Raw genomic sequence first — 25,529 nt, 5'->3', positions numbered from 1 at the left:
TATTATGCCATTGTACCCGTCCCTTGAGTCCCATGAGGGTGTGAGATGGTTGTGGATCAAACAGAGAAAAAGGTTAAATTAGCCGTCAATGGTGGAATTTCATTTGGAGCAAAGTTAAACGCCAAACAACTGGTTGCCATTGCTGAGTACATGAATGATGGTGACGAACTAGAGTTAACCACTTTCCAACAACTATATATAGATGTACTAGAAAGTGAAGTAGAACTCGTTAAAGAAAAATTTGCGGATGTTGGGCTCGCTTGTTACCCAGTGGGGAATTTTGTGAAAAGCTTAAGAACCTGTAATTTTTGTAAAGGCGCAGAAGAAGAAGGGATGCCTGTTGCTATTGAATTAAATAAGCGAATAGCAGGTAAACAAGTCCCATTTACACTTCGCCCAGCTTATACCGGATGTCCGGTTGGATGTGGTGAACCTTTAGTAAATGATATCGGCGTGATGAAGGTAAAAGACGGATATGATTTATATATTGGCGGGAAAGCGAAAGGAAAAGACGCCAAAGCTGGAACTTTATTAATGGAGCAGCTGACGCCAGAAAAACTTTATGAGGTTGTTGAAAAGATAATTGCTGTTTATGCTGAACAAGGCAAGAAAAGAGAACAATTTTCTAAGTTTGTCACACGGTTTGGTTTAGAAAACATTAAAAAGGCTGTTATCTAAATTTAAAAAAATCACCTTCCTAAAGGTGTTAAAGATGAAATTATTAGATTAATAGTTCCGGAAAATGGGGATAATTCAGATGAAAAAACGAAAGGTCGGATTCTTACTATTTGACTATGTCGATGTTTTAGATTTTGCTGGTCCTGCTGAGGTGTTATCATTAACAGCTCATAACAAAACTGAACAAGCACTAACCCTTTATAAAAAGAACTTATTACCTACCAGACCGTTTGAAGTATATACTCTTTCCGAAACAGGAATGGAAATTACAACTCATTCAGGTATAAAAGTAAAACCAGACTTTAGCATTGATACTAGTCCCAAATTAGATATTCTAATCATTCCCGGTGGTCCCTTAAGAGCAGTACAGGGTGTAGCTAAAAACCTAAAAATCATAGATTGGATTATTTCTCATAAAAGCATTGATTATTTATGTTCAGTTTGCACCGGGGCATACATATTAGGTGAAACTGGCTTATTGGACGGAAAGAAAGCAACCACCCATCATTTAGCATTGGAGTTACTTCGAGAAAAATATCCTAAGATTGAGGTTGTATCCGATAGTAAGGTAGTACAGGATGGTAATATCGTATCATCAGGTGGAGTTTCCTCGGGAATTAATATGGCACTATACCTTGTTGAGCAAATTATCGGGAAATCCGCTGCTGAAAGAACTGCCAAAACGATTGAATTTACCGTGTGAATGTATCACTAATAGGCAGCGTCTCAATTTAAAAAGGCTCGTCTTGTGTGACGACCCTTTTTTTATGTTTTTCATTAGTCATTTCTAATGCATTTCATTAAAATTGGTATTTTTCATCATACCGTTTTCCCCATGACAGGATTCAAACATATCTTTTAATTGCTGTTCAGAAAAATCAGGATGCATTTTTTCCATGAAGGGTTTCATCTTATCGAAATGAAAGATTCCTTCACCATCCCCTTGTGCAAAAACTGCAGTACCAGTACCTATTACAAAGGCAACTGTGAAAATGCTAATGGCCCACTTTTTCACATCAACCAACTCCTTTTCTTTTATTGGCTTTAGAATACATCTAAACCATGCAGAATCTATGCAGAATTTTTGAAGAGTTGGTGAAGAACAGATAGGATTCTAGTTGAAAATGGTATGATAATGGAGAGTAATTATTATTGCATCCTTTCTTGATACTTTTTTTGTATGATTGAAGGATAAATATTACGAGGGGAAAATGAATGAATAAAATCTCAATTAAACTAGGTCTATTGTTTTTTGCATTTATCCTCATTCTTGAAATTATTTTGTTTTCCTTTTTATATACTGGGCTAGCTGATTCTCGTATTGACGAAGAATTAGCAGAGTTAAAAGCAAGAGGGGAAAGTCACCGCCATGTTTTAGAAAAAAGCTTTGATGAAAGTACAATTGAACATGTCGCTTTAATGGAAACAGAGGCAGATACGGATGTAGTCATCATGACTCATCATGGAAAGGTGCTTGCTAAGTCAAATAAGTTAACATCACCCATGAAAAGACTGATGGAACAGGAAAGAGGTCCTGTACCTTTTGAGGGAATGATTGTTGAAAATCGATGGGCAACAGAGTCTTATATATCCACTGTTAGTCCAATAATAAGTAATGATCAATTAATTGGTCATGTGTATATGTTTAAGAGTACACAATCGATTCAAACAATGGTTAATAAATTAAAGCAGCATTTTATACTGGTTGGAAGTCTCACGATTATCTTAACAGTTATCACCGTCTTTTTTCTTTCGAAAGTAATAACACTCCCTTTAATTAGTTTGAAACAGGCTACGAAAGCGTTAAGTAAAGGAGATTTTACGGTTTCGGTTAGCCATAGAAGTAATGATGAATTAGGAGAGCTTGCGAACAGTATTCAAACATTGGCTAATGATTTAAACCATTTAAAAAAGGAAAGAAATGAATTCCTTGCAAGTATTTCACACGAATTAAGAACCCCCTTAACCTATGTTAAAGGGTATGCCGATATAGCAAGACGAAAAGGGATTAGTGATGAGGAAAGAAACCAATATTTACAGATTATATATGAGGAAGCCGAGCATATATCAGGTCTAGTCAAGGACTTATTTGATTTGGCCAAAATTGACCAACATACCTTTGTGATTGAAAAGGAAAAGGTTGATCTGTGCGAATTTACAAATAAAATTGTCGAAAAGGTTCGGCCGGCATTTAAGAAAAAAGGGATTGAATTGGTTCATTCTTGCCCAGATAGATTAATTGCAATGATAGATCGACCAAGATTTGAACAAGTGATTTTAAACCTTCTCGATAACTCATTAAAATATTCAAACAGAAATAGTAGAGTTACATTAGATGTCGAACATAACCAAACTAAGAATAAAATGGTGTTGTCAGTTATTGATGAAGGAATAGGTATACCGACAGAGGAAATACCTTTAATATTCACCCGTCTATACCGTGTTGAGAAGTCAAGATCTCGCGAAAGTGGCGGGTCTGGTCTAGGTTTGTCTATCGTTCAAGAAATTGTGGAAGCTCATGGTGGTCAAATAAATATCTCTAGTGAACCTGGAAAAGGGACTATGGTAAAAATTGAATTGCAAGGTTAAATATTTAGACATTAGGCCTCTTTTGAGCCTATGATGTAACGGAGGAAGAATATGCAAGATTGGCTAGTAGAGGTTCTGGGTAACTATAAAGAGTTTGCCGTTGTAATCAGTGTACTGATTAATATTCTGATCAGCATCTTTGGCGTCATTCCCAGTGTTTTTATAACTGCTGCAAACCTACTAGTCTTTGGTTTTTTGAAGGGAACTCTCATTTCTTTCCTAGGAGAGACACTAGGAGCGATTGTTTCTTTTTGGCTATACAGAAAGGGTTTTAAAAGGTTTGTCGTAAAGAAGTTGAATAAATATCCACTTGTAACTAAACTCCTGGACACTAAAGGGAAGGAAGCTTTCTTTCTTATCCTTTCTTTACGATTATTACCTTTTGTTCCATCCGGTTTAGTTACCTTTGCCTCAGCAGTAGGTACAGTAAGTCTAACCGTATTTCTATTTGCAAGTTCAATCGGAAAGATTCCAGCCCTACTGATTGAAGCCTATTCCGTGAACCAGGTAACCCATTGGACAACAGAAGGAAAGCTCATTTTATCAATCCTTTCACTAGTAGGGCTAATCTTTTTCATGAAAAAGATGAAAAAGAATCAAAGGAAAAAAGAATGAGTGGTAATTAAATATCATAGTACCGCTCTCATTTATTAATAAAGACAATCTAGTTTATGCATAATTTCTTCATATTTTTTTGTTACAGTTAAAAGTGGAATTAAGTATTCGTACAAATTATTGTGGGTAAAATCTTACCCTGTATTAATAAAAGGAGTTGGACCATAAATGAAAAAAGGTTTAATGGGAATAACTGGATTATTACTAATCTTATTATTAGCGGCTTGTAACAATAGTACTTCGAGTGAGAAGGAAGTAAAAGAAGTAAAGGATATTAAAGAAATGGTACACGATTATAGTGTTGGAAGTTTTGACGATGTATCTGCTTCCATTACATCTCACGAACTTATTGTAACGGATAGTGATAAAAAGGAAACCTCATATGAACTTCCTGAAGAAGAATTTTTTGTTTCGATTGCACCGTTTGTAAAAGAAACACATGAATGTGCAATGCATAGTTTAACCGGTTGTCAAGGGGAATTAGTTGAAGAAGAATTTGATGTCTATATTCAAGATGAGGCGGGAAATGTAGTGGTAGATGAAACAATGACCTCATTCGCAAATGGATTTATCGATTTATGGTTACCACGTGATCAAACCTATCAAGTAAAAATCGAATATGATGGAAAAATAGCAGAATCTGAAATTTCCACATTTGAAGGCGACAATACTTGTGTTACAACCATGCAGTTAATTTAGTAGGTTACTCAAGAAATAACCATAGATTTTTAATTAAAACAAAATTAGTGAGCAAAGAAAAAGTTAATCTATATAAATGGAATTTTTAGTAAAAACTAATAAAAAATAAGGGTTGTTCTAAAAAGTTACTAATAACAAACTTTTGAACAACCCTTTTTATATGGTTGAACTAAAACCTACTTTTCCAAAGATCATATATAATTATACTTATTTGACATAAGTTTATTATATAAATATACTTACTTACATAAAGTAACTAATAGTAGAAGGAGTAAACCATCATGACTGATAAGAAAAGTGGAATTGAAATTGGGATATACACACTCGCGGATATTGGCCCAGACCCTCTTACAGGAAAAACAATTACAGCTAAGGAACGTGTAAAAGAAATCATTCAAGCCGCAAAACTTGCGGATGAGGCTGGACTAGAGGTATTTGGGGTAGGAGAACATCATCGTCTCGATTATGCTTCTTCATCTCCTGCGGTTCTGTTAGCTGCAATTGCACAAGCAACAACAAATATTCGATTAACAAGTACAACAAGTGTTTTAAGCACGCTTGATCCGGTACGACTATTTGAGGATTTCGCTACACTGGATTTATTATCGGATGGTCGGGCTGAAATACTGGCTGGGAGAGGAGCTTTTATCGAATCATTTCCTCTTTTTGGTTATAGTACAAATGATTATGATGAACTGTTTGAAGAGCACATGGACTTGTTATTACAACTGACTAAAAAGGAGAACGTAACATGGTCAGGAAAGTTCCGCCCCTCTTTAAGGAATGCTGAGATTGCCCCAAGACCCGTACAAGAAAATTTACCAGTCTGGATTGGGGTCGGAGGAACACCTGAGAGTGCCGTTCGTGCTGGAAGATTTGGGGTAGGAATGGCTTTAGCAATTTTGGGCGGTCCACCAAAACGTTTTAAGCCGCTGGTTGATCTTTATCGTCAAGCGGGAAAAGACGCTGGACATGCACCTGAAAGCTTAAAGGTTGGTGTAACAGGCCATGCGTACCTTGCGGAGACAACGCAACAAGCAAAGGACGAGTTTTATCGCTATTACTCCAACTATTGGGAATATGTAAACCGTCAGCGTGGTATGGGGACAAGGATGTCAAGAAATGATTTTGAGCATATGGCCAGTCCAGATACTGCTTTGTTCGTGGGAAGCCCACAGCAGGTCGTCGAAAAAATCCTTCAACAATACGAACTCTTTGGCCATCAACGTTTCCTTGCACAACTTGATATCGGGGGCCAACCTTTCAAGAACGTCGCAAAAGGGATTGAATTGTTAGCAACCAAGGTAGCTCCAATTGTTCGTAGAGAAACAAGTAAATAACATTAAACTGAAAATACCAGGCGCAGTTTATGTGTCTGGTATTCTTTTTTATGGATATAAAAAACATCTCCACTTATTGAAAATGGAAAATAAATTCCATATAATGAGGTTAGCTAAATTAGCTAATTTAACTAATGTGAGGAGGAGCCAATGTGATTGTAAACTCTACGGAACTGCAAAATAATTTCGGGAAATATTTAATGCTTGCAGCACATGAGGACATTATTATTACACGTAATGGCACAGAAATTGCTAAGCTAACAGCGGCTAAAGAAACAGCAACAGAAAATAATGTCCAGCCTGAAATGGTACACGAAAAGGCTCGTGAGTATAGTCATGATGGAAAAAAGTCGACATACGAGGAGTTTCTTAAATTACAACTGGAATCAGATGAAAGGTATGAATATATAGATGGTGAAATCTATTTGCTCACTTCTCCTAAAACTGCTCATCAAATAGCAATAACTGAGTTATTTGGAAACTTTTATATCTTTTTCCAAGGGAAAAACTGCACACCAATCGTTGCTCCTTATGACATTGAGCTAAGAAGAACACCAGAAAATATTAATATCGTTCAGCCAGACTTGATGGTGATTTGTGATTTAGAGGAAAATTTAAATGAACATGATTATTATAAAGGGATCCCATCACTTGTTGTTGAGGTGCTTTCGAAAAGTACAAGGAGTAAGGATCTCATAAAAAAACTTGACCTATACATGTACACTGGTGTGAGTGAGTACTGGATTGTGAATCCAGACAATAAAGAAGTAACGGTCTACCATTTTGAGGATCAGAATATCAGTAACAGTGCTACCTATAAGAATAATGAGGCTGCACAATCATTCATTTTCAAGGGACTTAGTGCAGAGATTAGTAGAATTTTTAGAGTGTAAGTGGGACGCAAGGTTTCCGCGTCCCGTCAATTTTTATATAAGGGCAACGAACAGCTGTCCCTTTAGTATCCAACCTCGACTGATGCAACAACAATGTACATTAAGTCATTTTGATCGCCTTTCTCTTCAAGGACAATTCCGCTTGTTGTCAGCATTCCTCCGTCCATAACTTCCACTGAGACTTTTCCGAAAGGTATCGCTCCTTTCACTGCCTCGATATCTAGCTGTTCTTTATCACAAGGCACTGCTAGCTTTACATTGACTACCATATTATCTAAGCTATTTCCTGGTAACACAGAACGAATTCCAGGCATTGAATTAAAATGAATCGCATTCTTTACAGCACGAACAGCTGCTTTCGTGATATTTTGGCCGTGAACATCAATCCCCATGCCGGTTTCGATAAACATCAATTTTTCCATAAGATAGACACCTCGTTATTTAGTGATAATTCTATTTTACCTTAGAATAGAGTTTTTAATATATTTTAGATTTTAAAAATGCTCGAAGGGAATCTCGTAGCATTACTTGTAAATAACCAACCTTATGAAAAAGAGATTAAAATAGATTCCGTTAAATAGTATAATAGTTATAAAAATATAGAATACTTAAAAAAAGGATTTGTAGAGTTATTACCTAACATAAAGATAGATGACAAAATAGTCCAAGTTTGTAACATCTCGACTATTTTTTCGGCTTTTTTTCGAAAGATAAGATCTTTACTTTTCACTTTCATTGAAAGGAAAGTTGTCATATGAAACAAAATACTTCTAAAGAAAAAGCCAAAGAAATCAGCCTACCAAATGATCTAAATGAACAATTGTGTTCTGATGAATTAATGCGTATTAATCGAAAGGAATTAAATGAATTGATTCATTTGCATCAAGGGATGATTTTCAAATTCATAAGCGTAGATGGGCAATTTATCCATACTCTATGTGATGGTGAGTTAGTATATCGTTTAGGTCTAACTCCAAGTCATGTTGTAGGAAAACAGTTAATTGACTTTCTACCGGAACAGAATACGAAAAGAAAGTTGTTATTTTATGAGCGAGTATGGAATGGGGAAGATCATGTTACTTATGAAGAAGAACTAAATGGAATTCATTATTTTGCCGCGCTTAGGCCAATTATACAAGATGGGGAAGTTATTGAGGTAATAGGTTCATGTATGGACATTACCGACAGAAAGAAGGCTGAAAAGGCTTTACTTGAAAGTGAAAATAAGTACCGTTTGATCGCTGAAAATATGACCGATTTAATTATTTTATTTGATAATCAAGGGAAATGTATTTATGCATCACCTTCTCATGAATCTGTATTAGGCTATTCACCTGAATACTTTCTGAGTCAAAATACATTGCATCTTATTCATCCAAATGACTCTTCACTCATAATTAATGGGTTTGAAGAGGTAAATAAAACGAAGACTCCTATGAGGGTTGAGTTTCGACTTTTACACGCAGAAAATGGTTGGAAACTATTTGATTGTACTGCTACACCTGTACTCGATGAAGACGGTGAAGTGGAGCATATCATGGTTGTAGCAAAGGACATTACTGAGAAAAGGAGAGCGGAAGAGCTTCTATGGAAGTCCGAGAAGTTATCATTAGTTGGGGAGCTAGCAGCGGGCGTTGCACATGAAATACGAAATCCCCTTACTTCAATAAAAGGATTCATTCAGCTATTTCAGCAAGGCATAAAGAACGAAGAATATTTTGATGTGGTTCTTTCAGAGTTAAACCGAATTGAAGATATTATAAAGGAGTTTCTTTCCCTTGCAAAACCGCAGGAAATTCAGCTTAAGTCAGTAAGTATCTCCTCTTTGTTAAAAGAGATAGACACCTTGATGAAATCTGAAGCCCATCTAAAAAATATTGAGATTATCATCGAAATAAATGAGGATATTCCTCTTATTATGTGTGATGCAAATCAAATCAAACAAGTCTTATTGAACCTTTGTAAAAATAGCATTGAAGCAACCGATGTCTACAAAAAAGGATTACTAAAAGTTTCTGCTCATATAGAGGATAAAAATCAATTATGCATTCAGGTAATTGATAACGGGGTAGGAATAAGTGAAGAACGCCTCAAAAGACTAGGGGAACCTTTCTATAGTAATAAAGAAAAGGGAACGGGTCTGGGTCTCATGCTATGTTTTCGAATTATAAAAGAACACAAAGGAACAATAACCTTCGAAAGCATAGAAAATCAAGGAACAACGGTAAAAATCAGACTGCCAGTTTAAAAGGGTAGGAGAGGGTGTAACACCTAAATGAGACCTTGTTCTTTTGGAAAAAAGCTTGCTTTAAATAAAAATGGTCTGGTACTTAGTTTGAAAATATAACGTTCTTCTTCAGCTGAAAAGAAATATTAATTAGTAAAGTGTGCGATAGCTGGTTAAGCCGTGTCTCATTCTGGGAAGAATGAGACACGAGTGATCAGTTACTTATTTTTTAGTGTCTCACCCTATTATTCAAAAACATATCTACAATCTTTTTCGCTAAAATTTCAGTAGGATCTATTACCTTAATTCCATCTACTTCACTTAAAATAAGTGGAATTTCAGTACAAGCTGCAATAATTGCCTCTGCACCTTGCTCTATCACTGTTTGTGAGGCTCGAAGCAATAACCTCTTTCCTTTAACGAGATCTCCACCTTTTACAGCATAAATTCCTTCCATAATACAGTCTTGTATCATTTTGTCGGGTTCCACAACAGTAATTCCTCGTTCGCGAAGGGACTTTTGGTAAAGGTTTGTAGACAATGTGCCATCAGTCGCTAACAATGCAATGGTTTTTAGACCTGCTTTGTCTATGAGTTGAACAGTTTCCATAGGCATATTCATAATGGGGATAGTGGTCGAAGCTTGGATATCTTCTAAATAATAATGTGCAGTATTGCAGGCTATTGCCATCAAATCTGCTCCGGCAATTTCTAATCTCTTTGCAGATTCAATCATAAAAGGAAGCGGGTTCGCTCCCTTACTAAGAATGGCAGATGTACGGTCAGGTATTTGTGGATAATTATCTACAACCATATGAATATGATCCTGGTCTTTTTGAGCTGGTGTTAATCGAATGATTTTTGTCATCAAATCAACCGTAGCTAGTGGCCCCATTCCACCCATTATACCTAGTGTTTTTGTCATGTTATCCTCCGCCTTTAAAACCGGTTGTTGAAAACTTTTTATTCAACTTTTCAACAACCATTCTATTCTTTATAACGGCTTATACGCTAACCCCATCCGAGACTTTTAATTCGCGCTTTTCCTCGATTGCATTCACGACAACTGCAGCGGATGCATCACCTGTGATATTTACAGAAGTACGGATCATATCTAGAATTCTATCAATACCCGCAATGAGAGCAATACCTTCTACTGGAAGTCCAACAGAAGTAACGACCATTGTAAGCATAATCAAACCGGCTCCAGGGACCCCTGCAGTACCGATTGAAGCAAGAGTGGCAGTTAATACAATCGTTAACTGCTGGGCAAATGAAAGATCATACCCGAAAAATTGGGCGATGAAAATAACACTTACACCTTGATACAATGCGGTTCCATCCATATTGATGGTAGCGCCCAACGGAAGTACGAAGCTGCTTACCTTTCTAGAAACACCAAGGTTTTCTTCCGTGTTTTTAATCGTTATCGGCAAAGTTCCGGAGCTACTTGATGTGCTGAAGGCTACCATGCTAGCAGGTGCAATTCCTTTGAAAAATTTAAGCGGACTCATATTTGCAAAAACTTTAACAGAAGTAGAATAGGTTACTACAGCGTGAAGGATGCACCCCACATAAACGATTAAGATTACCTTTATAAGCGGAAGAAGTACAGAAACTCCATACTCTCCTACAGTTGGTGCAATTAAACCGAAAACCCCGATTGGAGCCAGCTTCATCACAATTCCCGTAATTTTATACATAATTTCAGCAAGTTCATCAAAGAGGTTATAGACCGTCTTTGCCTTATCTCCTAATATCGTAATAGCTAGACCAAGGAAAATGGCAAAGAAGATGATTTGCAGCATATCCCCATTTACTAATGAAGCAATTGGATTCGTAGGGATGATATTTAATAACGTATCCACTATTCCAGGAGCCTCAGTAGTTTCAGCTTTATCTAATGTTGCTTCAATATTGACACCCTTACCAGGTGAGAAAATGTTGGCAAGAATTAATCCGATGACTACAGCTAGAGCGGTTGTTAAAATGTAATAAAAAAAAGTGATTCCACCCATACGACCGATTTTTTTAATATCACCAGTACCTGCAACACCAACAACGAGAGATGCCAGAACTAAAGGAACGATAATAAACTTAATCATCCGTAAGAATAAATCACCAAGAGGCTTAACAACTTCGACACTAGGTCCAACAATAGCACCAACAATAATAGCGAGTACAAATGCAATTAAAATCTGCGAAAGTAACCCAATTCTCTTCATACGAATCCCCCTTTAAATTAGTGACACTGTTCTCTTTGTTCCAAGAAACATAAATTTTAAAATATTCAGATAAAAGTAATTAAAAAAATATGCGTTTACCTAAAGAACTCCATCCTCCCCTTAGTTTTGTTAACGCTTTCAAACGACTTGAAAAAAGTATAAGATTTTATATATGACTTAATCTTTTTATATAAAAAATAACAAAAATAGTCAATAGCCTTTTGTAAAATAAGTAAATTTAACAATAGAGGGGAGTATTTGATATATAATTTATTATTGATTTTATATAAAAAATTATATATATTTTAATTAAATCCATTTATGGAAAGGAATTTTTATATGAATTCGATACATGAACAGTACATTCCGGTAGCAGAGGTCATCGCTAAAACGTTTGGCCGCGATTGTGAGGTTGTGTTGCATGATTTAACCGTTCCGCAAAGCTCCGTTGTGTACACTGTTAACAACCATGTAACCGGAAGGCAAGTGGGACAAAGCTTTAATCATCTCATTACGGAAGTATTGCTTTCTCAAAACTTTACGAATGATCATTCTGCAAATTATTATTTTCATAAAGATGATGGTAGATTAATAAAATCATCTACCTTGTTAATTCGTAATCGTGAAAAAAAGGTAATTGGTGCCCTTTGCATAAACATTGATACGACTAGAATTACAGAAAATATCAACTGGCTCAATAGCTTGATTCCTCAAAATCCTGATCTCCCCCCAAACCAGCATTATCAGCAAGATCAAACAAACGAAACGGAGCATATACAGGAGATCGCCAATGATTTAATCGATAAAATTATTGGCAATAAACCAGTAGAGAAGCTAAGGCGTGATGAGAAGGTTGAGATGGTTCGATTTATGGAACAAAAAGGGATTTTCTTAATCCGTGGAACAATCGATAGAGTTGCGGAGAAGTTGAATATCTCTAAAGTCACAGTTTACAGCTATATCGAAGAAATTAAAGAAAAAAATAATAAAGGATAATGATGTATCTGTCCACCCATTCTATAAAAATTCAAAATTCAAGGAGGTAATCGAATGAAGTTTATTTCAATAAAGGGTGCAAAGCCAAACCCTGGTCATTATTCCGCTGCGACACAAAAAGGAAACCTCCTCTTCATATCAGGACAGCTTCCGGTTGATCCCTTTACAGGTGAAGGAACGAGTGGTGATATTACTGCCGAAACCAAACAAGTGTTGTCAAATTTGGAGCACATACTGGAAGCAGCAGGTGCAAAAAGAGAAGATATCATGAAGGTCACCATTTATATATCGGATATTTCTTTATGGGATACCGTCAATACACTCTACAAACAGTACTTTGGTGACCATAAGCCAGCACGGGCTGTTGTTCCTACTAATCAACTGCACTATGGATATTCAATAGAACTTGAGGCAGTTGCGTATATTGATTCAGAAAAGGAAGATTGAAGATGGACTATATTTGTAATGAATGTCATTCAACATATTCGTTGGAAAGCAATAAATGGAAATGTGATTGCGGAGGGCTACTCCATCTTGAATATGAGAAAAAGGCAGTTGATTTTACTGAAACAGCCACATCTCGGAATCATTCACTTTGGAAATATATCGATGCACTCCCATTTGAAAAGGAAGATGTGTGGCAGGAGATTACACTTGGGGAAGGAGATACACCACTCCTCAAAATAGCCGAAAATGTCTACGCGAAAGCTGACTACTATATGCCCACACTATCATTTAAAGATCGTGGCGCTGTTCTTCTCATTGCCATGGCGAAAAAGTTGGGCATCAAGAATGTGGTAGCAGATAGTAGTGGAAATGCTGGCACAGCCATTGCAGCCTATGGAGCAAGGGCAGGAATTCAATGTGACATTTTCGTCCCTGAATCTACTTCCAATAAAAAGATTGCCCAGATAGAAGCACATGGTGCGGTTATTCATAAGATTCCTTGAGCGAGAGAAGATACGGCAAACGCAGCAATTGCTATGGTTGAAAGCACAGATTCTTTTTATGCAAGTCATATTTATAACCCCATCTTTTGGGAAGGTACGAAAACGTATGTGTACGAAGTATTTGAGCAAATGAATAACAAAATGCCTGATGCATTCATAATTCCAGTAGGAAATGGAACCTTGTTAATGGGTGCCTATATTGCTTTTCAAGAATTATTGGCAAATGGGCAAATCAAGAAAATGCCAAGAATCCTTGCCGTTCAAGCGAAAAATTGTGCTCCAATTATGAAAGCCTTTACGGAAGGCAGCGATAGGGTGAAGCCTATTGAACATTCAGGGACCTTGGCGGAGGGCATTGCCATTGCTGCACCGGCAAGAGGAAAAGAAATCTTACAAGCGATACGAGCAACAGAAGGGGATATAATCGGGGTGTCCGAAGAAAGCATTATTGAAGCAAGAAAACAGCTTGCATTGAAAGGGATATATGTTGAAATCACTTCAGCAGCCAATTATGCAGGTTACTTACAGTATGTAGAGAAGTATCCCGAATTAAAAGGGCAACAATTAGTCTTTCCTTTATGCGGAGCAGGTATTAAAAGTAACTAGATTTATAGAGTAGAAAGTCAGTTTTTTAATTCACTTTTAAGGGGAGATAACGATGAAAAAGAATGAATTAGATACACCGTCTTTACTAATTGACCGCGAGATTATGATGGATAACATTGAAAGAATGCAATCCTATGCTAACAAATATGGTGTTACCCTTCGTCCGCATACAAAAACGCATAAGATGCCGGCTCTCGCGAAATTACAGGTAGATGCAGGTTCAAAAGGAATTACTGTCGCGAAGGTTGGCGAGGCAGAAGTCATGGCTGAGAACGGGCTAAACGATATTTTTATAGCAAATGAGATCGTTGGGGAGATCAAACTCCAACGCATAAAGAAGCTTGCAGAAACAATTGATATTTCTTTTGGCGTTGATAGTATTGAACAATGTGAAATGATCGAAAAGGTATTTAGTGATAGCGAAAAGCCAGCTCAAGTTTTGATTGAAATTGAAGTAGGGGAAAATCGCTCTGGTGTGATAGAAGAAAGCGATTATATACGTTTAGTGGAATATATAAAAAATTGCTCACATGTCCAATTAAAAGGAATTTTTTCACATGATGGGCACACTTACAAGGCAAAAGACCTTGATGAATGCCATGAGCTTTACGATGCAGCACAAAAACGCACCCTTCGTTTTGCACAACTAGCACAAGAATTAGGGTGCAAACTTGATACAGTAAGCATTGGGTCTACTCCACCGCTCATGCATGATTTTGGAGTCATGGAAGGAATTACGGAGCTTCGCATCGGAACTTATATCTTCATGGATGTCTCGCAAGGAAATGCTATTGGTACTTATGATAGATGTGCTGCAACAGTATTAACAACGGTCATCAGTAAACCAACAAAAGAACGAGTAATTACCGATGTGGGGGCAAAAGGAATCACCATGCAGTCTCGCAGTCAAGGAATATGTGCAACTACGGGGCTAGGCTATATTAAAAACTATGGTGTTCATATTGATCAAGTGTATGATGAACATGCAATCATATACAACGAAGAATTTAGAAACCAAGTTGCCATTGGTGAAAAGGTCGAAATGATACCAAATCATATCTGCCCAGTCTGCAATCTGTATGATCACGCCTATCTGATTTCAGGAGATGAGGTAGTAGAAGAAATACCCATTCTGTGTAGAGGGAAACTGCAGTAATGAAGGCTATGTTTGTGAAAAGTCTTAGGAAGATAAGGTTTTAATGTTGTTCTTCCTAGAAATAGATGGTAGACCTGAGGGGTCTGCCATCTGCGATTTTAATCATATAATTCCCAAGCTAATTTTAATGACTCGATAATATAATCTGCAATTTCTTCAACATCATGGTTGTCAGTATCTAATTTGGAGTGGTGTAACGAATAGATATCTTTTCTTTCACTAAAAAGCGCTTCAATTTCTTCTAGTGTTTTGCCCTGTAAAACGGGTCTGCTATCAATCAAAATATTTATTCTTTCCTTCCACGATTTCCAAGAAACATCTAAATAAAAAACAATACAATTTTTTAAACAAATGTCCCTGGTCTCCTTTTGCAGAAAGGCACCACCACCAAGAGAAATAATTTTCAATTTTTGAGTGCAATAATTTGAAATAACTTCTTTTTCCTTTTCTCGAAAAGCTTTTTCCCCAATTAATTTGAAAATCTGTGATGTTGGCATATTGTATTCTTTTTCAATCTCTTGATCGATATCTACAAAACTTCTAAAAAGCTTTTTGGCAACCAGCTGACCAACAGTTGTTTTTCCAACTCCCATAAAACCGATGAAAACGATGCTCTTTTCTTTTAATGAACTATTATTAATCATTTCGGCACTTCCTATTGTTAATTTCATTTATTGATGGTTGTATTTTAATAAATACTACCATAGGATTTTTATTTTTCAAAAGGAAAATAGTTTAATTTATCAAAATTATTTTGATAAACTATACTAGTGTCTGTAAGATTTAAAAATGGCTACTGATCCTAGGTGCTGAAAGTCCTTGATTGCTTAAACGGTTTGCCTGAAAATTCTAAAACAAGTTATACTTAGAAGATGATATAATACTAAATTCAATGGTTAGGGGAAGAAAAGTATGAAAAAAGTTCTGATGCTACATGGAATTAATCATAACATGTTTGGAAAGAGAGACCCTGTTCAATATGGTACGGTAACTTTGGAGGAAATTGATGAAGGACTGAAAAAATTAGCTAATGAGCTTGGTGTTGAAATTGAAAGTTTCCAAACCAATCATGAAGGGGAAATGTGCGAACGAATCCATAAGGCTTATTTTGAAAATAAAGACGCTGTAATCATAAATGCAGGTGCATGGACACATTATAGTTATGGATTGAGAGATGCACTAGATATTCTCGAAGTACCCATTATTGAAATTCATATGTCTAATATTCATGCTCGGGAAGAGTTCAGGCATCGTTCTGTTTTTGCAGATATTGCGAAGGGTCAAATATGCGGTTTTGGAATTGACAGCTACTATCTTGGGTTACGTGCTGCGGTATCTTTGATTAAAGAGAAATAATAGGGAGTATTATAAAGGCACTCAACGAACCTCGCTGAGTGCCAATTTTATTTAAAATAGGAAAATATCAATTTTGGTTAACAAGCTTATTTTCCAATAAACATTTGAGTCCAATAATTACCTTCCACATGACCTACTCCAATATGAGTAAAGTTAGAGCTTAAGATATTCTTGCGGTGACCGTCACTGTTCATCCAAGCATTTACAACCTCTTGTGGTGAAGGTTGTCCCTTCGCAATGTTTTCACCAGCTGCACGATATTGAACACCAAATTGCTTCATCATATCAAATGGTGATCCGTAGGTTGGACTTGTGTGAGAAAAATATCCATTCTTTTTCATATCAGAGGATTTTGTTCTCGCAACCTCGCTTAATTTTAAATCAATTTTTAGTGGTTGTAAGCCATATTTTGCACGTTCTTTATTTGTTAATGTCACAACTTCTTGCTCAAACTGACTTAATGAATAAGCAGCCTGATTTGTCGCTTCATTTTTTCGTTCAACAGGTTGCTGCTGTACTGGCTGCTGAACAACAGGGCTTTCCTGAACAGGTTTTTCTGTTTTTTGTTCAACAGGCTGCTTAGCAGGTTGAGCAGGTTCCGCTACATTTTCCTGAGTTTGGCCGTATTGAGAATAGTATTTTTTAAGTAAGTTTTGAATAAGATCGTTCCAGTTTGTAGAGCTGTTAACAGATACAACGTATCGACCTTCATATACATTTTTGGAACCATCAAGCTGCTCAGCAGAACTAGCTAAAGGTCCTGTAACTAAAATTGCACCTGCTACTACTAACGATAATACTGTTTTTTTCATGTTTAGTCCTCCTCGTTTTGTGTACGAAAGATACACCAACATCATAGCATGCGAAATTTGTAATAATTGAGGAAGACTTTTCCTTCTAAAACCATTCTACTATTATAATGTCTGATCATAATTGAAAATAATAGATTTGCCAAATTCTATTTAATGTTTCCTTTTGTCAATACAGGTATAAAATACTAGATTATCCCTATTGACAGACTTGGAATGCAAGAGGAATTATGACGGATATTACTATTCAATAACGAATATGACTTTTGGAGACAAGGGACAGGTACGGTGTTCCAAAAGGGTTAAACCTGTCCGTTAAAATAGCTCAAGCATTAGTTTTTCGGCCAATAATTGATATTTTTCTGCTTTAAAATGAATTCCGTCACTTAAATTCCCGTTGATAGAAATGTCCCCGCCGTTTACATACCGAACCTTTTCTTCTTGTGCCAATGATTTAATCGCGTTAATGTAGTGTATTTGAGTTTTCTTTCCGTTATTTTTGTTATTAGTAATAGTGGTTGGGGAAATGATAACAACTTTGATTCCATTAGCTTTAAGCTTTTCTAGGATTTTTCGATTGTTTTCTTTATATTGATTAACAGGGACGGGAAGTGCATGTGGGCTATATTTATTATGCCCTCTAGCATCATTTATGCCGAACATAGAAATAACTAAGTCCGGATGATAGCTAAGTACTTCTTCTTCTATATTTTCTAGTGCTTGAATCGAGGTCCAGCCGGGATGACCTTTATTAATCACTTTTATCTGATCGTAGCCATATCTTTTCCTGAGCTCTTGTTCTAGGGCTTTTGGATAAGGATTTTTAACCTGATTCACTTTTCCTTTTTTATCCCTTTCATATCCCCATGTAATTGAATCACCATAGGCCACAATAGTTACAGGTTTTTTATAAGTAAGCTTTTCAATTACAGAATACTCGTGGTTTGAACCTGATACTGGTTTAGCAGCTTTACTCCTCTGTTGTATGGTTAACAACACAAATACACATATGAGTATTGATATAAAATAAAAGAGGTAAACTCTTGGAGGATTCCTCATATAAATCTCCTTCTTTAAGGGACAGAGGTTCTGAGTCCCACCATTTTATTGTAAATTCACGTGATAATCTGGACAAACTTTTCACCTGTTTATAAAAAAGACTAACTCTCTTTATTAGTACAATTACTACTATTTTAACAAATACCTGAGTTCTACTATATAAGAGAAATTGTAGTACGAAAACAATCTCTTTTATTATGTGGAATTTTTGATCTAAAATAAGGGGATGTGCGATGAATCTTTTGCGTTTAACTGTTCTATTCAAGTGCCGGAGAATGCTGCATAAGGACTGGGAAATGTTCTTCGTTATACTTTTCAATCATTGTTATTCGGTATTGGGCGCAACGATTGGGGGGGATCAGCTCTTTCGTTATCTTCAATACTTTTGGTTCAAATAATATTTTAGGGACGCGGCTAGATACACGTCCCACCGTTTTTTCCAAAAGGTTATCATAAGGATAAAACATGTATTATTGTTGAGGTGCGGAAGGGGTCGAAATGTTTTGTAGTGCTTGTTCAGCCTCGTTTGCATATTGATTTTGTACAGCTAGATCACCTAAAGCAACCATTCCTGTTAGTTGTCCATTTTCAACTACAGGCAATCGGCGAATTTGCTGCTGTGCCATCAAATTTGCTGCTTCATGAACATCCATGTCTGGTGTACCTTGTACAATTTGCTGCGCGGTCATGACTTGAGAAACAGGTGTTTGTACACTTTCTCCTTGTGCAGTAGTACGAAGGGTAATATCACGATCAGTGACAATCCCAACCATTTGTCCACTGTTATTTACTACTGGAATGGCCCCAATATTATATTGGCTCATTAATGCCGCAGCCTCTTGGACAGATTGTGTTTCGTTAACTGTAACTACATTTGATGTCATGATATCTCTTAATTGTGCCATAAAAATTACCTCCTAATATTTTAAACCCTTTTATAGAATGGGGAGTATTTTTGAAATTATTAGTGGGAAAATTTTCTTGTTGGAATTGAAATAAAAATAGATTAATTGTATAGCCACTTTGTAAATGATATAATTAGAAAAATTTGTACGTAAACTCGTAAAGAGAGGAGGGTCATACATGAAATTAAAGCTACTCATCCTTTTATTAATCACTGCTGTAATCCTTACAGGTTGTGGATCTAATGAAATGAGTAAATCGATCACTTTATTGGATCAAAATAAACAAGAAGTTACCTTCCCGCAGGAGAAACCAACTCTATTTTTCTTTATTACGACATACACCTGAAGTCTTTGCCAACAGCAACTGGTTCAGTTGCATCAGAATTTAGATGTCTTAAAGGAATTAGACGTTAACGCATATATTATTAGTGGCGATACTCCAGATCAACAATTAGAGTTGTACACTGCTTTAGAAGAACTCTATGGGGAAAGTCTTCCTTTCGTATCAGACCCAGATTTAGAGGTAGTAGATCTGTTCAATATGAAAAATGGAGATGTCGCATATAGAGGTTATGGGATGCTAGATACAGATGGTCAAGTTGTATTCAACAAAGTCAACGACCACTGGGGCGAGCAGTTAGACGAAACAATGAAAGTTATTAATAAGGAGTACAAAGAACTTACTGAAAAGTAGATAGAAATAAGTAAAAGGCATGATTTGATTAACAAAATCGAAATCATGCCTTTAGATTTATCTTTTTTAGATATGTAATCATTAACGATTATTTTTACCTTGTTGTTGATTCTGATTATTTTCGTTATCACCGGTAATCGTATCGACAACATTTTCGATAGTCTGGCCAACTTTATTCATAAAGCCACCATTATTGTCACGATTATTATTGTTGTTATTTTGTCGATTGTTTTGATTGTTCATTTTAACACCTCCCATTATAGAATGCGTACAATTAAAGATAATATACACCTTTTGAAATTAGATTTTTTACAATTTCTCTTAGTTGAAAAATACATACAATAATCTTGCGATACGTACACAAAATACCACGATAGATTGACGTTTCTTTTTATTAACGAACGGACTCTGTGGTAAAGCGATTATTAGAGATGATCTTCTTTACAATTGCAGCCCTGTCCATTGCCAATAGGTAAAATAAAATACCATCATTACTACAATGTAAATAGGCATTAATATTGCACTTATTTTTAATAAATTTCTTGCATCATAAGAAGTTCCTTCTTCCTCATAAAAGAGAAGTAATGCTTTTGAACTTACAGGAAATGTCAGACAATAGTTCATCCCTAATAAACTTAAAAACACAACAGTTGAAGGGTTTATTCCAATTGCTTCACTAAATAACAATAAACCTGGAATAAAGACGATAGCACGTGTCGTGTGTGATGTAATATATAAATGGCTTGTCACCGTTACGAGTAAAATGACCAAAACAATCAGCCATTCTGGGGCGCCTGTAAACAAGTACAGAAAGCTTAAAATTTCACTTTCCATCCATTTAACTACACCTGTCTCTACTACTATTTTTCCAAGTGCTGCTGCTGCCGCAACAAATACAATCAAATTCCACGAAACTGATTTCATTCCTTGTTTCCAGTTAATGATTCCATAACTCGGCGTCATGACTAAGATTGCGCCTATCATCGTAATAAAAGCAATATCATAGCCATGTATACCTTCTGTCATCCAACCTACTATTAAAAGAATCATCAATACCAAGGTCTTTTTTTCCGTTTGATTCAACTGCTTTTTCAATGGAGTTGGCTCAAACGTTTGATTATTTTTCAACACTTTTAATCCATCTTTAGGCCAAAGAATCCATTTTACAATAAAGAGGGAAAGTAGTGTTATTACCAGCGCAAATGGAAATCCCCATACAAACCATTTAAAAAATGAAATTGATTGCTGAACAGTGCTTTCAAGTAAACCAATTCCGATTAAATGAGAACCTGCTCCAATAATGGTAGCGGATGTGCTCATTAAAATAATGATCGGTGCTAATAGTACCAAAACACTTTGTTCTTTTTTTGTATACTTTTGGCTTAATTGATTAATAATTGGCGAGGATAATGCTGCCCGACCGGAAGTAGACGGAATGAAAAATACGGATGCGAATAAAATGGAGCTTACCCCTGTGAGTACTTTTCCTTTATCCTTCGTTTTACTCAAGATGATATGGGTTACTCTTTCTGATAATCCAGACTCTTTAACCGCTTCGCCAATAATAAAAGATCCAATCATCAACCATACGACTTCCTCTGAAAGTGATTCATATAATACAATGGGTTCACTTGCATTCATAATAATGATGAACACTATAAGTGAAATAGCTACAAATCCAGCAGATATTTTTGTTGTAATCCATAAAGTCATGGCTGATAAAAATGCAAATAATGCAATTTTTGAACGATAGTCCAGGCCATTGTTTAAGAAAATGCCTGCAAAAATGAGAATATGTAATGCAACGAGAACAGACAGCTTTGAAAATGATTGGACCCCTGATTTTAATGGATGACTCTTTTCGGTTTGTTTCTCCAACCCTGTCATTATGTTAAATAAACACTTTCTTTTAACATGTTTTTATTTGCCATTCCCCAGCCGATTGCAATTTTCCGTAATGCGGACTCCGTGCTTTCCTCTATCCATTTCGGTGCATTTTTCATGGCAGTCTCTAAAGAAACTGGTCTTTTAATAATACTGCTATATGCGTCAATTCCTGCTTGATAATTTAGATTCGCTCCTTTTCCGATTGTTCCAGTAATAGCAATCACAGGAATTTGATTCTTTTTTGCAATCCTAGCCACCTCCGCTGGGATTTTTCCGTTTGGAGTTTGAAAGTCTAAACTGCCTTCAGCAGTAAAAACGATATCTGCTTTTGAAATTTCTTCCTCGATATTAATGAAGTTCATAATAATTTCAAATCGAGGATGTAAAATGGCGTTTGTAAATGCCACTAATCCTGCACCTAATCCTCCGGATGCACCACTGCCTGGTAATGAGCGAACATCCTGACCTGTTGCCTCTTCAATGACATCGGCATAATTTTCTAATGCTAATGATAAGACTTCAACTTGTTTTGGAGTTGCCCCTTTTTGCGGCCCAAACACGCGTGCCACTCCAGTTGCCCCACATAATATGTTCTTCCAGTTACACGCCACATCAATGGTTACATTCTTTAATCGTCTATCAATATTTGTTGTATTGAGGGATTCCACCTTTAATAAATCTTCGCCACCCTTGATTTGGACGAGTTGTTGTTTCTTATTAAAGAACTCAGCTCCTAACGCTTGGGCCATCCCCGCACCACCATCTGAAGTTCCAGAATCTCCACAGCCAATCAAGATATGATCCACACCGATATCAAGGGCAGCTAAAATTAATTCTCCTACCCCATAGGTAGTAGTTTTTAACGGGTTTCTTAGGTTACGAGGTACAAGCTTTAACCCAGATACGGCCGCCATTTCGATTACAGCTATCCGTTTACCATTCTCTTCATAAATACCAAAATAACTACTGACTTTCCTCCCGACAGGTCCTGTCACCTTTTTATAAATTAAATCTCCACCTTTTATGCTAATAATTGTCTTAACAAATCCTTCTCCACCATCAACCATGGGGATAACAATTGGTTCAATCGACGAATCAAAACGCCTCACCCCTCTTTCCATGGCCAAAGCAACTTCCTGCGCATCTAGACATTCTTTAAAGCCCGAGGGCACTATAACAATTTTCATTTCTAAAATCCTCCTAGAAAACTTTGATACTTTGTAATTTACTAAACAAAAATTAGAAGACCATGAGAGATTGATGAGAAAATATGAAAAAATCAGTGAAAAGTGCTTGAGGAGAGGTTGGAAAGTGGGAAAGTATCGAGTCCCGTTATTTGTGGAAAACGAGACAATGAACCTGTTCCACTGTTCGATTTGACTAATGAAACATTTTAAATTATTATTATTCCATGATAATTCACTTAAAAGCATAAAAGCTTTAAAGTGATAAAGTATTTTTTATAAACTAATAGAATCATAAAGTTCAATTTTCTTGACTGGTGGGGAATAAGATGAAGACAAATCTTACAATTTGGAAAGCAATCATTCCATTATTAGGTTTAATATTAGCTGCAGCGTGTTCGATCTTTATCTGGAACGCAGGGATGAACTTTCCATTATTGATTGGAGTAATTTTGGCTTCCATCATTGCGATTAGCTGTGGATGGAAATGGAATGATATACAACAAATGATGGTAAACGGGGTAACAAGGGCTTTACCGGCTGTGTTTATTTTATTGGTAATCGGGACAATAATCGGGTCATGGATTGCGAGTGGTGTGATTCCAACCATGATTTATTACGGTATATCGATAATAGATCCGTCATGGTTTGTTCCAATCGTGGCCCTCGTAACGGGAATTGTTTCAATTACGTTAGGAACATCCTTTACATCTATCGCAACTGTTGGACTAGCATTCATGGTAATTGGGGAAGGCTTAGGGTTTTCTCCAGCTTTAGTTGCAGGGGCAGTCATATCTGGTGCGTATTTAGGAGACAAGCTATCTCCCTTATCAGATACAACTAATATCGCAGCTGCATTGGTAGATACCGATTTATTTAGTCATATCAAGCACATGCTTTGGGACACGATTCCAGCATTTTTACTATCTCTTGTATTATTTTGGGTATTCGGCAGTTTTGAGGAATCTAGCACTAGCATAAGTTCCGGGACGATTGAAACCATTTTATCAGGTTTGGATGATGCTTTTGTCATTCATCCTTTATTACTGTTGCTACCGATATTTACAATCTTTTTAATGCTTAAGCGTACTCCAGCGTTGCCTGCATTAATGGGTGTTGGCTTATTAGGTGCGGTTATTGCTGTTTTGGTTCAAGGAACATCTGTAAGCTCAATTGTTCAATTTATGACGAGTGGTTTTAATCTTGAAACCGGAGTAGGTGAAATTGATTCACTGTTAAATCGCGGTGGACTCACTTCGATGCTTGGAACCGTTGGAATGCTTATGATTGCGACAGCTCTCGGTGGCATTTTGGAAGAAACGGGAACATTTGAAGTATTAACAGGTAAAATGATGAAGAAAGTAAAAACAACTGGATCCCTTATTGGTTCTACTCTTTTATCTACATTTATTGTTGCATTAGCAAGTGGTGCTCAATTTTTGGCGATCATTCTTCCTGCAAGAACCTTCGTTCAAAAGTATAAAGACATGAATATTGATACGAAAAATCTTTCAAGAACAGTTGAGGCAATGGGGACGGTCGGAATTAATCTTGTACCATGGAGTGTTCCTGCAGTATTTGCGACAAGTATTTTAGGGGTAAGTGCATGGGAATTTATCCCGTTTGCGTTCTTTATTTATCTTGTACCATTAGTAAACCTGCTATTTGGTTACACTGGGTGGACAATTGCTAGGAAGGATTACAGCAAAGAAAAAGAATTGGCACATGTAGAAAGGGAAGTTGTATAGTGAGCGAAGTGATTTTAAGTGTGGTTGGTACTGCACAAGATGGAGGTTTGCCACAGGCGAATTGCTTTTGTGACAATTGTAAAAGGGCATTAGAAGATCCAAAGTATAAAAGAACAGCCGCATCATTGGCGATTATCTTACCTGAAGAACAGAAATGGCATTTAATTGATGCCACCCCTGATTTGCGGGAACAGATGGCGCGATTACAGATGAGATATGGAATGGAATCAAAGCTAATGAACACTATTTTTTTATCACATGCTCATATCGGTCATTATCCTGGTTTGATGTATTTAGGGAAGGAAGCAATTAATTCCAGGCAATTACCTGTGAAGGCAGGAACAAAAATGAAAGAGGTACTGGAAAATAATGCCCCATGGAGTCAGTTAACTGCACTTGAAAACATCGTGGTTCAAGAAGTCTTTGATCGACAACAGGTGAGCATTTCTTCAGAAGTAACCGTTACCCCAATCCTCGTTCCGCATCGAAATGAGTTCTCTGAGACTTTTGCTTTTTGGATCAAAGGTCCGAATAAAAAGGTTCTATTTATTCCAGATATTGATCGTTGGGATGAATGGGATATTGATATTCGTGAAGCAGCGAAGGCGGCGGACATTTGTTTTCTTGACGGTACGTTTCATTCTCCACAGGATCTTGCGAAGATTGGCCGTGATTATCGACAAGTCCCCCATCCGCTCATGACGGAGACAATTGAACTCCTTGGAGATTTAACAGGGGAAACGAAGATTTATTTTACGCATCTTAACCATTCAAATCCGGTCTTACAAAAAGATGGAGCATTAAGAAAAGAAATCGAGGCAAAAGGTTTCTATATTGCTGATGAAGAGATGGAATTCAGATTATGATAAAAAAGATGTTCAAGTGGAAGGATTCCCATTTGAACATCTTTTTT

General features: G+C 36.6%; 27 protein-coding genes and 1 pseudogene. 17 read left to right on the top strand and 11 right to left on the bottom strand.

The window, feature by feature from the left end; genetic code table 11:
* Nucleotides 1–45 precede the first annotated feature (45 nt).
* Nucleotides 46–678, top strand: coding sequence for a nitrite reductase (locus V7138_RS00335; RefSeq protein WP_438824291.1), 633 nt, complete (start codon nt 46–48; stop codon nt 676–678).
* 79 nt (nt 679–757) lie between these two features.
* Nucleotides 758–1,381, top strand: a complete 624-nt coding sequence (locus V7138_RS00330; RefSeq protein ID WP_335393156.1) for a DJ-1/PfpI family protein — start codon at nt 758–760, stop codon at nt 1,379–1,381.
* Between the two features lie 84 nt (nt 1,382–1,465).
* Here the strand turns inward: V7138_RS00330 and V7138_RS00325 are convergent, their stop codons facing one another.
* Complete coding sequence (locus tag V7138_RS00325) at nt 1,466–1,693, bottom strand: hypothetical protein (RefSeq protein ID WP_335393154.1); 228 nt, start codon at nt 1,691–1,693, stop codon at nt 1,466–1,468.
* A 200-nt stretch (nt 1,694–1,893) separates the two neighbouring features.
* On the opposite strand from V7138_RS00325, the gene V7138_RS00320 reads away from it, so the two are divergent.
* The 5 genes from V7138_RS00320 (at nt 1,894) to V7138_RS00300 (ending at nt 6,814) form a co-directional block, all read left to right on the top strand.
* On the top strand, nt 1,894–3,267 hold the full coding sequence (locus V7138_RS00320) for a sensor histidine kinase (RefSeq protein WP_335393152.1): 1,374 nt from the start codon (nt 1,894–1,896) through the stop codon (nt 3,265–3,267).
* A gap of 51 nt (nt 3,268–3,318) precedes the next feature.
* The gene (locus V7138_RS00315; RefSeq protein ID WP_335393150.1) at nt 3,319–3,882 is read left to right on the top strand and encodes a TVP38/TMEM64 family protein; all 564 of its coding nucleotides are present in this window, start codon (nt 3,319–3,321) and stop codon (nt 3,880–3,882) included.
* A gap of 168 nt (nt 3,883–4,050) precedes the next feature.
* Entirely contained in the window at nt 4,051–4,581 is a 531-nt protein-coding gene (locus tag V7138_RS00310) for a CueP family metal-binding protein (RefSeq protein WP_335393148.1), read from the top strand.
* A 278-nt stretch (nt 4,582–4,859) separates the two neighbouring features.
* Nucleotides 4,860–5,921, top strand: coding sequence for an LLM class flavin-dependent oxidoreductase (locus V7138_RS00305; RefSeq protein ID WP_438824296.1), 1,062 nt, complete (start codon nt 4,860–4,862; stop codon nt 5,919–5,921).
* Between the two features lie 152 nt (nt 5,922–6,073).
* The gene (locus V7138_RS00300) at nt 6,074–6,814 is read left to right on the top strand and encodes a type II toxin-antitoxin system Phd/YefM family antitoxin (RefSeq protein WP_335393144.1); all 741 of its coding nucleotides are present in this window, start codon (nt 6,074–6,076) and stop codon (nt 6,812–6,814) included.
* Nucleotides 6,815–6,876: 62 nt separating this feature from the next.
* Here the strand turns inward: V7138_RS00300 and V7138_RS00295 are convergent, their stop codons facing one another.
* On the bottom strand, nt 6,877–7,236 hold the full coding sequence (locus tag V7138_RS00295; protein ID WP_335393142.1) for a Lin0512 family protein: 360 nt from the start codon (nt 7,234–7,236) through the stop codon (nt 6,877–6,879).
* A gap of 332 nt (nt 7,237–7,568) precedes the next feature.
* Here V7138_RS00295 and V7138_RS00290 point away from each other — a divergent pair, with 332 nt between their 5' ends.
* A complete protein-coding gene (locus tag V7138_RS00290; RefSeq protein ID WP_335393140.1) occupies nt 7,569–9,062 on the top strand; it encodes a PAS domain S-box protein in 1,494 nt (497 codons plus the stop codon).
* Nucleotides 9,063–9,270: 208 nt separating this feature from the next.
* Here V7138_RS00290 and V7138_RS00285 read toward each other — a convergent pair whose 3' ends face one another.
* Together V7138_RS00285 and V7138_RS00280 are read right to left on the bottom strand one after the other, a co-directional pair.
* Complete coding sequence (locus V7138_RS00285) at nt 9,271–9,966, bottom strand: aspartate/glutamate racemase family protein (RefSeq protein ID WP_335393138.1); 696 nt, start codon at nt 9,964–9,966, stop codon at nt 9,271–9,273.
* A gap of 79 nt (nt 9,967–10,045) precedes the next feature.
* Entirely contained in the window at nt 10,046–11,266 is a 1,221-nt protein-coding gene (locus tag V7138_RS00280) for a dicarboxylate/amino acid:cation symporter (protein ID WP_335393136.1), read from the bottom strand.
* 339 nt (nt 11,267–11,605) lie between these two features.
* Here V7138_RS00280 and V7138_RS00275 point away from each other — a divergent pair, with 339 nt between their 5' ends.
* The 4 genes and pseudogenes from V7138_RS00275 (at nt 11,606) to V7138_RS00260 (ending at nt 14,974) form a co-directional block, all read left to right on the top strand.
* Complete coding sequence (locus V7138_RS00275) at nt 11,606–12,262, top strand: helix-turn-helix transcriptional regulator (RefSeq protein ID WP_335393134.1); 657 nt, start codon at nt 11,606–11,608, stop codon at nt 12,260–12,262.
* A 54-nt stretch (nt 12,263–12,316) separates the two neighbouring features.
* The gene (locus V7138_RS00270; protein WP_335393131.1) at nt 12,317–12,709 is read left to right on the top strand and encodes a RidA family protein; all 393 of its coding nucleotides are present in this window, start codon (nt 12,317–12,319) and stop codon (nt 12,707–12,709) included.
* A 2-nt stretch (nt 12,710–12,711) separates the two neighbouring features.
* Nucleotides 12,712–13,818 (top strand): annotated as a pseudogene (locus V7138_RS00265) (threonine synthase).
* A gap of 52 nt (nt 13,819–13,870) precedes the next feature.
* Nucleotides 13,871–14,974: a D-TA family PLP-dependent enzyme gene (locus tag V7138_RS00260; protein WP_335393128.1), complete on the top strand. Its 1,104-nt coding sequence runs from the start codon at nt 13,871–13,873 to the stop codon at nt 14,972–14,974.
* A gap of 98 nt (nt 14,975–15,072) precedes the next feature.
* Here V7138_RS00260 and V7138_RS00255 read toward each other — a convergent pair whose 3' ends face one another.
* A complete protein-coding gene (locus V7138_RS00255) occupies nt 15,073–15,618 on the bottom strand; it encodes a shikimate kinase (protein ID WP_335393125.1) in 546 nt (181 codons plus the stop codon).
* Between the two features lie 268 nt (nt 15,619–15,886).
* Between V7138_RS00255 and aroQ the strand changes: the two genes are divergently transcribed.
* The gene (gene aroQ, locus V7138_RS00250; protein ID WP_335393122.1) at nt 15,887–16,330 is read left to right on the top strand and encodes a type II 3-dehydroquinate dehydratase; all 444 of its coding nucleotides are present in this window, start codon (nt 15,887–15,889) and stop codon (nt 16,328–16,330) included.
* An 86-nt stretch (nt 16,331–16,416) separates the two neighbouring features.
* On the opposite strand, the gene V7138_RS00245 is transcribed toward aroQ, so the two are convergent.
* The 3 genes from V7138_RS00245 to V7138_RS00235 all read right to left on the bottom strand — a co-directional run bounded on the left by V7138_RS00245 (nt 16,417) and on the right by V7138_RS00235 (nt 19,103).
* On the bottom strand, nt 16,417–17,142 hold the full coding sequence (locus tag V7138_RS00245) for a CAP domain-containing protein (RefSeq protein ID WP_335393117.1): 726 nt from the start codon (nt 17,140–17,142) through the stop codon (nt 16,417–16,419).
* A 312-nt stretch (nt 17,143–17,454) separates the two neighbouring features.
* Nucleotides 17,455–18,135: an SGNH/GDSL hydrolase family protein gene (locus V7138_RS00240; protein ID WP_335393115.1), complete on the bottom strand. Its 681-nt coding sequence runs from the start codon at nt 18,133–18,135 to the stop codon at nt 17,455–17,457.
* A gap of 533 nt (nt 18,136–18,668) precedes the next feature.
* Complete coding sequence (locus tag V7138_RS00235; RefSeq protein ID WP_335393112.1) at nt 18,669–19,103, bottom strand: CBS domain-containing protein; 435 nt, start codon at nt 19,101–19,103, stop codon at nt 18,669–18,671.
* 178 nt (nt 19,104–19,281) lie between these two features.
* Between V7138_RS00235 and V7138_RS00230 the strand changes: the two genes are divergently transcribed.
* Both V7138_RS00230 and V7138_RS00225 read left to right on the top strand, forming a co-directional pair.
* Complete coding sequence (locus V7138_RS00230) at nt 19,282–19,449, top strand: hypothetical protein (protein ID WP_335393110.1); 168 nt, start codon at nt 19,282–19,284, stop codon at nt 19,447–19,449.
* An 18-nt stretch (nt 19,450–19,467) separates the two neighbouring features.
* A complete protein-coding gene (locus V7138_RS00225; protein WP_335393221.1) occupies nt 19,468–19,797 on the top strand; it encodes a hypothetical protein in 330 nt (109 codons plus the stop codon).
* 81 nt (nt 19,798–19,878) lie between these two features.
* Here the strand turns inward: V7138_RS00225 and V7138_RS00220 are convergent, their stop codons facing one another.
* The 3 genes from V7138_RS00220 to V7138_RS00210 all read right to left on the bottom strand — a co-directional run bounded on the left by V7138_RS00220 (nt 19,879) and on the right by V7138_RS00210 (nt 22,871).
* A complete protein-coding gene (locus V7138_RS00220) occupies nt 19,879–20,040 on the bottom strand; it encodes a hypothetical protein (RefSeq protein WP_335393108.1) in 162 nt (53 codons plus the stop codon).
* A gap of 198 nt (nt 20,041–20,238) precedes the next feature.
* Nucleotides 20,239–21,684 carry an SLC13 family permease gene (locus tag V7138_RS00215; RefSeq protein WP_335393105.1) on the bottom strand — a complete coding sequence of 482 codons (1,446 nt, stop codon included), beginning with the start codon at nt 21,682–21,684 and terminating at the stop codon, nt 20,239–20,241.
* Nucleotides 21,684–22,871, bottom strand: a complete 1,188-nt coding sequence (locus V7138_RS00210) for a glycerate kinase family protein (RefSeq protein ID WP_335393101.1) — start codon at nt 22,869–22,871, stop codon at nt 21,684–21,686. The genes V7138_RS00215 and V7138_RS00210 overlap by 1 nt, the downstream gene beginning before the upstream one ends.
* Before the next feature lie 326 nt (nt 22,872–23,197).
* Here V7138_RS00210 and nhaC point away from each other — a divergent pair, with 326 nt between their 5' ends.
* The gene (nhaC, locus tag V7138_RS00205; RefSeq protein ID WP_335393099.1) at nt 23,198–24,616 is read left to right on the top strand and encodes a Na+/H+ antiporter NhaC; all 1,419 of its coding nucleotides are present in this window, start codon (nt 23,198–23,200) and stop codon (nt 24,614–24,616) included.
* Entirely contained in the window at nt 24,616–25,482 is an 867-nt protein-coding gene (locus V7138_RS00200; protein WP_335393097.1) for an MBL fold metallo-hydrolase, read from the top strand. The genes nhaC and V7138_RS00200 overlap by 1 nt, the downstream gene beginning before the upstream one ends.
* Nucleotides 25,483–25,529: the final 47 nt, after the last annotated feature.

The organism is Bacillus sp. JJ1533 (genome assembly GCF_036965045.1).
GTDB lineage: Bacteria > Bacillota > Bacilli > Bacillales > Bacillaceae_L > Ferdinandcohnia.
This window is presented reverse-complemented; position numbering and strand designations above follow the sequence as displayed.